At 73.6% G+C, this 7,867-nt stretch carries 9 protein-coding genes; 5 read left to right on the top strand and 4 right to left on the bottom strand.

Annotated features, from left to right (window positions below; translation table 11 throughout):
- Positions 1 to 616 precede the first annotated feature (616 nt).
- Positions 617 to 1,903, bottom strand: coding sequence for a tyrosine--tRNA ligase (tyrS, locus tag JQN84_RS27505; protein WP_204961471.1), 1,287 nt, complete (start codon positions 1,901 to 1,903; stop codon positions 617 to 619).
- Positions 1,904 to 2,019: 116 nt separating this feature from the next.
- Here tyrS and JQN84_RS27500 point away from each other — a divergent pair, with 116 nt between their 5' ends.
- The 4 genes from JQN84_RS27500 to JQN84_RS27485 all read left to right on the top strand — a co-directional run bounded on the left by JQN84_RS27500 (position 2,020) and on the right by JQN84_RS27485 (position 4,442).
- Positions 2,020 to 2,394 carry a PaaI family thioesterase gene (locus JQN84_RS27500; RefSeq protein ID WP_204961470.1) on the top strand — a complete coding sequence of 125 codons (375 nt, stop codon included), beginning with the start codon at positions 2,020 to 2,022 and terminating at the stop codon, positions 2,392 to 2,394.
- Positions 2,395 to 2,537: 143 nt separating this feature from the next.
- Positions 2,538 to 3,764, top strand: coding sequence for an NRAMP family divalent metal transporter (locus JQN84_RS27495; RefSeq protein WP_204961437.1), 1,227 nt, complete (start codon positions 2,538 to 2,540; stop codon positions 3,762 to 3,764).
- A complete protein-coding gene (locus JQN84_RS27490) occupies positions 3,761 to 4,138 on the top strand; it encodes a hypothetical protein (RefSeq protein WP_204961436.1) in 378 nt (125 codons plus the stop codon). The genes JQN84_RS27495 and JQN84_RS27490 overlap by 4 nt, the downstream gene beginning before the upstream one ends.
- Complete coding sequence (locus JQN84_RS27485; protein ID WP_204961435.1) at positions 4,125 to 4,442, top strand: PRC-barrel domain containing protein; 318 nt, start codon at positions 4,125 to 4,127, stop codon at positions 4,440 to 4,442. The genes JQN84_RS27490 and JQN84_RS27485 overlap by 14 nt, the downstream gene beginning before the upstream one ends.
- A 12-nt stretch (positions 4,443 to 4,454) precedes the next feature.
- Here JQN84_RS27485 and JQN84_RS27480 read toward each other — a convergent pair whose 3' ends face one another.
- The 3 genes from JQN84_RS27480 to JQN84_RS27470 form a co-directional block, all read right to left on the bottom strand.
- Positions 4,455 to 5,777 carry a hemolysin family protein gene (locus JQN84_RS27480; RefSeq protein ID WP_204961434.1) on the bottom strand — a complete coding sequence of 441 codons (1,323 nt, stop codon included), beginning with the start codon at positions 5,775 to 5,777 and terminating at the stop codon, positions 4,455 to 4,457.
- Positions 5,778 to 5,986: 209 nt separating this feature from the next.
- Complete coding sequence (locus JQN84_RS27475) at positions 5,987 to 6,625, bottom strand: hypothetical protein (protein WP_204961433.1); 639 nt, start codon at positions 6,623 to 6,625, stop codon at positions 5,987 to 5,989.
- Between the two features lie 9 nt (positions 6,626 to 6,634).
- Entirely contained in the window at positions 6,635 to 7,138 is a 504-nt protein-coding gene (locus tag JQN84_RS27470) for a GNAT family N-acetyltransferase (RefSeq protein ID WP_204961432.1), read from the bottom strand.
- A 135-nt stretch (positions 7,139 to 7,273) separates the two neighbouring features.
- Between JQN84_RS27470 and JQN84_RS27465 the strand changes: the two genes are divergently transcribed.
- Complete coding sequence (locus JQN84_RS27465; protein ID WP_204961431.1) at positions 7,274 to 7,726, top strand: hypothetical protein; 453 nt, start codon at positions 7,274 to 7,276, stop codon at positions 7,724 to 7,726.
- The last annotated feature ends 141 nt before the right edge of the window (positions 7,727 to 7,867 follow it).

Genomic DNA, 7,867 nt, shown 5'->3' with positions numbered 1-7,867 from the left:
CACCACGAACACACCCGGCTCACACCGGAAGCCCTCATGATTTGCGCCAGGCCGGCCGGTGCGGTCTCCCACACGCTCGCCCGGTTCCCTGCCGACGTCACACACTACCCGGTCGGTTTCGCCTCACCAAATCGACCCCCAGGCCGATCCGGGCACCGCCCGGTCCGTACTCCGCGAAGGACAACCCCGCGAAGCCGGTTCCACACGCCGCGCTCCGGCCTTCGAGGCATTCGCCCCGGTTCGTCCGTTCCGCGCTGGCAGAGAGAAAGTTACGCGTCCGCCGAGATGATCGTCAAATCCGACGGACGCGTCGCACGTCACACTGCCGCACACCGGCCCGCCCGACGTGCGGGACCACCCTTCGAGCGGGGCCATCCGTCGGAGGCCGCCCTCGCCGGGCCATCCACCGGGAGACGGACGGGACCGGCCGAGAACAGCGGGGACGGGGTCGCGCCGCCGGCCGACGCCGGTCGGCACAGCGGTCCGACGCCGACCGTCTCCCCGGGCGAGGGTCATCCGCCCAGAGATGGTCCTCGGTGGACGGCCCCGCCCGGGATGGTCGGCAACAGCGCCCGGACCGACGTGAAAAGCCCTCCACACGCCGGGGCCGACCGGGTCAGGGGCGCAGCTCGACCCCCGCGAAGGAGCGCTTCCCCCGGCGTAGCACCAGGTAGCGGCCGTGCAACAGGTCCGCCTGGTCGACGGTGGCGTCGACGTCGGTGACCCGCTGGTTGTTGACGTACGCGCCGCCCTCGGTGATCACCCGGCGGGCCTCCTTGAGCCCGCCGACCAGCCCCGAGTCGCGCAGCAGCCCGGCCACGTCGGGGAGTTCGCCGGCGAGCTGGACCAGGCCGGCCTCGGTCAGCGCGGCCCGCAGCGTCTCCGGGGCCAACTCGTCGAGCGAACCCCGGCCGAAGAGCGCCTGGCTGGCGGCGACGGCCTGCCGGGTCTCCTCCGCGCCGTGGACCAGGGTGGTGAGTTCCTCGGCGAGGGCACGTTGGGCGCTGCGGGCCGCCGGCCGTTCCACCGTCTCCTTCTCCAGGGCCTCCAGTTCCTCGCGGGAGCGGAAGCTGAAGTAGCGCAGGTAGCGGGTGACGTCCCGGTCGTCGGCGTTGACCCAGAACTGGTAGAAGGCGTACGGACTGGTCATCTCGGGGTCGAGCCAGACCGCGCCGCCCTCGGTCTTGCCGAACTTGGTGCCGTCGGACCGGGTGACCAGCGGGGTGGTGAAGGCCTGGACCGGGCCGGCCCCCCGACGACGCACGTAGTCGACGCCGGCGGTGATGTTGCCCCACTGGTCGGAGCCGCCGTACTGGAGCTGGCAGCCGTGCCGGCGGTGCAGCTCGAAGAAGTCGTTGGCCTGGAGCAGCTGGTAGCTGAACTCGGTGAAGCTGATGCCGGTCTCCAGCCGGGCCCGGACCACTTCGCGGGCCAGCATCTTGTTGACCGGGAAGTGCTTGCCGACGTCGCGGAGGAACTCGACCACCGACATCTCGCCGGTCCACTCCAGGTTGTTGACCAGTTGCGCCGCGTTCTGCCCGGTGTACGACACGAACGGTGCGAGCTGGTCGCGGATGCGCTGCACCCAGCCGGCCACCACCTCGGGCGGGTTGAGGGTGCGCTCGGCGCTCTCCTTCGGGTCGCCGATCTGGCCGGTGGCGCCGCCCACCAGCAGCAGCGGGCGGTGCCCGGCGAGTTGGAGCCGGCGGGCGGTGGTGACCTGCATCAGGTGGCCGACGTGCAGGCTGGGCGCGGTCGGGTCGAAGCCCACGTAGAAGGTGGCCGCCCCGCCGTCGAGCAGGTCGCGCAGCTCGTCGGGGCCGGTGGAGTCCTGGATCAGGCCGCGCCACCGCAGGTCGTCGGTCAGGGAGTCCCGCCCGTGCGGGAGGTTGCTGTCGGTCACGGTCACCGATTCTCCCCCATTGCCGACCCGGGGCCGTACCGGGTTTGCCGCCGGGCGGCGCGGCTAGGCTGGTCGGGCCGGTGCGACGAGGAGGAACAGCCGTGGAGATCCCGGAGATGACGGACGGCCTGGTCGGTCTGCTGGGGCTGAGTTTCGACGAGGCCAGCGGGGACCGGGTGGTCATCCGCTGGAAGGTGCGGCCCGAGCTGCACCAGCCGGCCGGCATCCTGCATGGCGGGGTCTACTGCGCGGTGGTGGAGACGGTGGGCAGTGTGGGCGGCACACTCTGGCTGGGCGAGCGGGGCAGCGTGGTCGGGGTCTCCAACCAGACGGACTTCCTGCGCGCTGTCCGCGAGGGCGAGCTGGTGGCCGTCGGCACTCCGGTGCACCGGGGGCGCAGCCAGCAACTCTGGCAGGTGGAGATCACCGACGCCGAGGGGCGGTTGGTGTCCCGCGGTCAGGTGCGGTTGCAGAACCTCAGCCGGGACTGACGGCCGCCCGACCCGGGACTGACGGCCGCCCGACCCGGGGCTGACGGCGCGCGGCGGCACGTCCCGCCTGACCGGTTTGCCCGGTGCGGAGGTTGTTGCGCCGATATCGTCGCCTCGATGACCGCCGCCGATCCCGTCCCCCCGTGAGGAAGCTCCTCGCCGCCACGCTCGGGGTGCTCTCGGCCATCGGCGGCTTCGTCGACATCGGCGACCTGGTGGCGGCGAGCCAGGCGGGGGCCCGCTTCGGCATGGCCCACGCCTGGGTGCTGCTGCTCGGCGTGGTCGGCATCTGCGCGTACGCGGAAATGGCCGGCCGGATCGCGGCGGTCAGCGGACGGGCGGTGTTCGACCTGGTCCGGGAGCGGTTGGGTCCCCGGGTGGCGCTGCTCAACCTGGCGGCGTCCTACCTGGTCACGGTGTTGACCCTGGCCGCCGAGCTGGGCGGGGTGGCGCTGGCCCTGCAACTGGCCTCCCGGGTGAGTTACCTGCTGTGGGTGCCGGTCGCGGCGTTCGCGGTCTGGCTGGTGCTGTGGCGGATGCGGTTCCAGCTCATGGAGCGGGTGTTCGGGCTGGCCGGGCTGACCCTGCTGGTCTTCGCCGTGGCGCTGTTCTGGCTGCCGACCGACTGGGCGGCGCTCGGCCACGACGCCCTGCACCCGAACCCGGCCGGGCAGGGCGCGGGGGCGTACTGGTTCGTGGCGGTGGCGCTGTTCGCCTCCACGGTCAGCCCGTACGAGGTGTTCTTCTTCTCCTCCGGCGGGGTGGAGGAGAACTGGGGCGCCGCCGACCTGGCCGACGCGCGGTCGAGCGTGCTGATCGGTTTCCCGGTCGGCGGCCTGCTGGCGTTGTCGCTGGTCGCCACGGCCGCCGTGGTGTTCCACCCGGCCGGGGTGTCGCTGTCGACGCTCGACCAGGTCGCCGAGCCGGTGGTGCTGGCGTTCGGCGGGGTCGGGCTGGCGGTCGCCGCGCTGGCGTTCTTCGCGGTGACGTTCGGGGCCGCGTTGGAGACCGGGCTGTCGGCGGCGTACGCGGCGGCACAGTACTTCGGCTGGCAGTGGGGCAAGCGGGTCAGCCCCCGGGAGGCCGCCCGGTTCCACAGCGTGCTGCTGGCCAGTGTGCTGGCCGCGACGCTACTGCTGTGCACCACCGTCGACCCGATCCGGTTGACCGAGTACATGCTGGTCGCCAGCGCGGTGGTGCTGCCGTTGACGTACCTGCCGATCCTGGTCGTCGCCAACGACCGGACGTACCTGGGTGACGACGTGAACGGGCCGTGGCTGAACCTGCTCGGTGCGGTGTTCCTGCTGGTGATCGTGGCGGCGTCGGTGGCGGCGGTTCCGCTGGCGGTCGGGACGGGGATGGGGCGGTGAGGGTCCAGCTCGGCCGGCAGGTGCTCGACCGGCAGATCGTCGACGCCGACGGGCTGCTGCTGGGCAAGGTCGACGACGTCGAGTTCGCCGTCGACGAGCGGGGCGTGCCGTACGTGGCGTACCTGCTGACCGGGCAGGGCGCGCTGGGGCGGCGGATCGGTGGCCGGGTCGGGCGGCTGCTGGTGGCGCTCGCCGACCGGTTCACCGAGGAGGCGGCTGCCCCGCTGCGCATCCCGTTCGGTCAGGTGACCCGGATCGACAGCGCGGTCCGGCTGCGGGCCCGCGCCGACGAGTTGCCCCGCCCGCCGGTGGAGACATGGCTGCGGCGGCACCTGATCGACCGGATTCCGGGGGCCGGCCGTGCGAGCGGGTGAGTTGCTCGGGCGCACCGCGTACGACCTGCACGGCCGGCGGCTGGGGCGGGTGGTGGACGTGGTGGTGCGGGGGGACTTCCCGGACGGCCGGCTGCGGCTGACCGACGTGCTGGTGACCGGTCACTGGTGGAGCCGGGTGTGGGGCCGGTTGATCGGGGCGCAGCGGCATCCGTCGGGGCCGTGGATGATCCGGGTGACCGCGCGGGCGTTGAGCCGGGACACCCGGCAGGTCCCCGCCGACCAGGTGCAGTTGCGTCCGCCGGTGCCGGGTTTCCCGTTCGGTGACCCGATGCCCCCGGACTGACCCGGGGTCGGGTCAGGCGTGGGCCTCGTCGGGCACGGGTTCCGGTTCCTCGGCGGGGGTCGCGGTCGGGGCGTGGTGCAGCCGGATCTGGGTGATGGCGCGCTGGTCGACGTCGGTGACGGTGATCTCCCAGTCGTCGATGGTGACCTGCTCCCCGGCGACGGTGGGGATGTGCCCGAGGCAGGACAGCACCATCCCGGCGACGGTGGTGTAGTCACCGGCGGGCCGGTTGGGCACCTCGACGCCGATGTCGGTCAGGTCGTGCACGGGGAAGGTGCCGGGCAGCACCAGCGAACCGTCGTCCTCGGTGCGTACCGCGCGGACGTCCCGGTCCGTCTCGTCGTAGATCTCCCCGACGATCTCCTCCAGGATGTCCTCCAGGGTGACGATGCCGTCGACCGCGCCCCGCTCGTCGACGACCAGGGCGATGTGCTGCCGTTCGGCCTTGAACTGGCGCAGCGCGTCGACCACCGGCAGCGAGTCGGGCAGCAGCATCGGCGGGCGGGCGCAGTCGTCGACCGGCCGGTCGTCCGGCACCCCCACCAGGTCCCGCAGGTGGATCACGCCGACCGCGTCGTCGAGGCCGCCGTGGCGGACCACCGGGGCCCGGGAGTGGCCGGTGGCGGCCAGCAGCAGCCGGGCGGCCTCCGCGGTGGTGCCGCTGTCGAGCGTGAACACCTGCAACCGGGGTACGAGCACCGCGCGCAGCTGCCGGTCGGCGATCTCCACCGCACCGGCGATGATGGTCCGTTGTTCCTTGGTGAAGCCGTGGTTGCCGGCGACGATGTCGCGCAGCTCGTCCGGGCCGATCTCGTCGGGCTGGTGCTTCGGGTCGACCCCGGCGAGGCGGACCACCAGGTCACTCGTCGCGCCGAGCAGCCACACCGCCGGGCGGGTGAAGCTGGACAGGATGTCCAGCGGGCGGGCCACCAGCAGCGCCCACCGTTCGGCGCGCTGCATCGCGATCCGCTTCGGGGCCAGCTCGCCGAAGACCAGGGTGACGAACGTCAGCACCAGGGTGACCAGCACGATGGCCACCGTCTCGGCGGCCCCGCCGAGGAACCCGAGCAGCGGCACCAGCGGCCTGGCCAGGGAGACCGCGGCGGCGGCCGAGGCGAGGAACCCGGCCAGGGTGATGCCGATCTGGATGGTGGCGAGGAAGCGGTTCGGGTCCTTGGCGAGCCGGGCGAGCACCCGACCGGCCCGGCTGGTGCGTTCCAGCCGCTGCACCTGGCTGTCCCGCAGCGACACCAGCGCCATCTCGCTGCCCGCGAAGATCGCGTTGAGCACGACCAGGACTCCGACCAGGGCCAACTGGCTCCAGTAGCTCTGCACGCCCGGCACTCTCCCTCAGGCGGTGGGCGACGGCGACACCGCCGACGCCGCCGGACGGAGGACCCGCCCGGCGTAGCCCAGTCTGTGCCCAACCGCGCGGTCCGCGAATCCTCCCGGTGGCCCCGACCGGTGACCGGCGGCGGGTCCGGCCGGCTCGCCGGCCCGTACGGGCGGCGGGCGGTCAGCCGTGCCCTGACGGCACCGGGCGGTCAGCCGCGTCCGGCGGCGGCGGGCGTCAGGTCGAGGACGTACGCGTCGCCCTCGGGGCGGAAGCCGAGCCGGTGGTAGTAGGGGGCGACCATGCCCGGTGGGCTGACCACCCGGCGGAACCCCCGGTCGGTGAACAGGCTGCTGCGGCGGTAGACGAACTCGCCGGGGGTGAAGTCGCGGAAGCGGCGGGTGACGTAGTCCAGGTCGATCTGGGCGATGCCGTCCGCTTCGGCGTGCGACAGCACCACCCCGACCACCTCGTCGTCGCGTACCACGAGGAAGGCCGACCGGTCGGCGTCGGCCGGAGGTGGGCGGAAGTCGGGGTTGAACCGGGCGATGTCGGCGGCGTGCACCCGCAGCGTGTGGGCCAGGAACTGGTCGCCGACGCCCACCTCGACCACCTGGTAGGCGCGGTCGTCGTGCCGGGTGGCCAGCATCGTGCGCAGGTACCACACGTTGATCACGGCGAGCACCACGTTGAGGCCGACCATCGGCCAGACCTGCACGGCGGCGTTGTAGCCGATCAGGATCAGGCAGCCGACCAGGTTGAGGGCGCGCAGCCGCAGGATGCGCGTCTGCAACAGCGACCAGACCAGCAGCGCGGAGCCGGCCCAGCCGACGAGTTCGAGCCAGTTCACCCCGCGAGACTAGTGCCCGCCCTGGTCAGCGGGGACGGCGGGCAGCTCCAGCAGCCACTCCTCGACCTCGACGCCCCGGCCGGCGGCGAACCCCGAGTCCTCGCCGACGATCACGAAGCCGCACTTGCGCAGCACCGCCAGGGAGGCCCGGTTGTCCTTCGCGGCGCGGGCCCGCACCGGCCGGTGCGGCAACTCCCGCAGCAGGGCGGTCAGCGCGGCGGTGGCGTGCCCGCGCCCCCACCGGCGCGGGTCGATCCAGTAACTGACCTCGGTGTGTTCGCCCACCGGGAAGGCCGCCACGTGCCCGACCACCGCGCCGTCGACGACCACGGTGCGGTTGACCACGGTCGGGTCGGCGCGGATGCGGGCCCAGTGCGCGTCGAAGGCCGCCCGGTCGGTCGGGTCGGCCGGGCCGAACGCCGCCATCCACGCCGCCTCCGGGTCCTGCTCGTGGGCGAAGAAATGCGGCAGGTCGTCGTCGCACACGGGCCGCAGGGACAGCTCGTCGGTCATCGCCGGAGGATACGCACCGGCACCGACAACCTCGGGACCTGTGGCCCGGTCGGCGTACCGTCCGGCCCTGCCGGCGGGCCCGCTCCCGTTGCTACCAAGGAGGGGACAACTCCGGCCGGCGACAGGAGGCACCCCATGACCGCGATCCTCAACCCGACCGGACCCGCCCCGCTGGGGCCGCCGCCGGGACCCCGTACCCCGGTGCAGGCGACCGGGACGACGGCCGCCGGGCCGGTGGGGCCGGTGCTGACCCTGCCCGGCACGCCGGCCGCCGCCCTGGTGCCGGTCACCCGCGACGGGCGGGCCGTCGGGGCGTTCGTGCTCACCGACGGACGGGTCCGCTACCGGGCGCTGCCCGACCCGGACCGGGTGCTCGCCGCCGCGGCCGGTGCCGCCGCCGTCGCCCTGCTCACCGCCGGGGTGGCGGTGGTGGCGCGACGTCGGCCACCGGCGATCGGCACGGTGACCATGGGGCCCGGCGGCTGGGTCAGCCTGCGCGGCGCGCGGGTGCCCGCACTGCGCCCGGCGACGCCCCGGCCGTGGTGGGCGCGGCTGCTGCGCGCCCAGCGGCTGGTCGTGCAGCGCTGACCGGCCGGTGGGGTCTTTGGTCCCGGGCGGCTGTGGTCCTGCGCCTCTGCCCGCCACGGGCCGGCCCGGCGAGGCTGATGGTGCAGGCGCAACACCCCGGCGACCCAGGCCGCCGGACCCGACCAGCGCGGAAGGACCGAT

Source organism: Micromonospora humidisoli, from assembly GCF_016900955.1.
Classification (GTDB): domain Bacteria; phylum Actinomycetota; class Actinomycetes; order Mycobacteriales; family Micromonosporaceae; genus Micromonospora; species Micromonospora wenchangensis.
Note: the sequence above shows the minus strand (reverse complement) of the source record. Positions and strands in the feature narration are given on the sequence as shown.

What these genes read in the sequence shown, in the direction of transcription:
- JQN84_RS27500 (WP_204961470.1), top strand. Translation starts at nt 2,020, where the DNA reads ATGACGGACGGCCTGGTCGGTCTGCTGGGGCTGAGTTTCGACGAGGCC.
- JQN84_RS27470 (WP_204961432.1), bottom strand. Translation starts at nt 7,138, where the DNA reads ATGACCGACGAGCTGTCCCTGCGGCCCGTGTGCGACGACGACCTGCCG.
- JQN84_RS27465 (WP_204961431.1), top strand. Translation starts at nt 7,274, where the DNA reads ATGACCGCGATCCTCAACCCGACCGGACCCGCCCCGCTGGGGCCGCCG.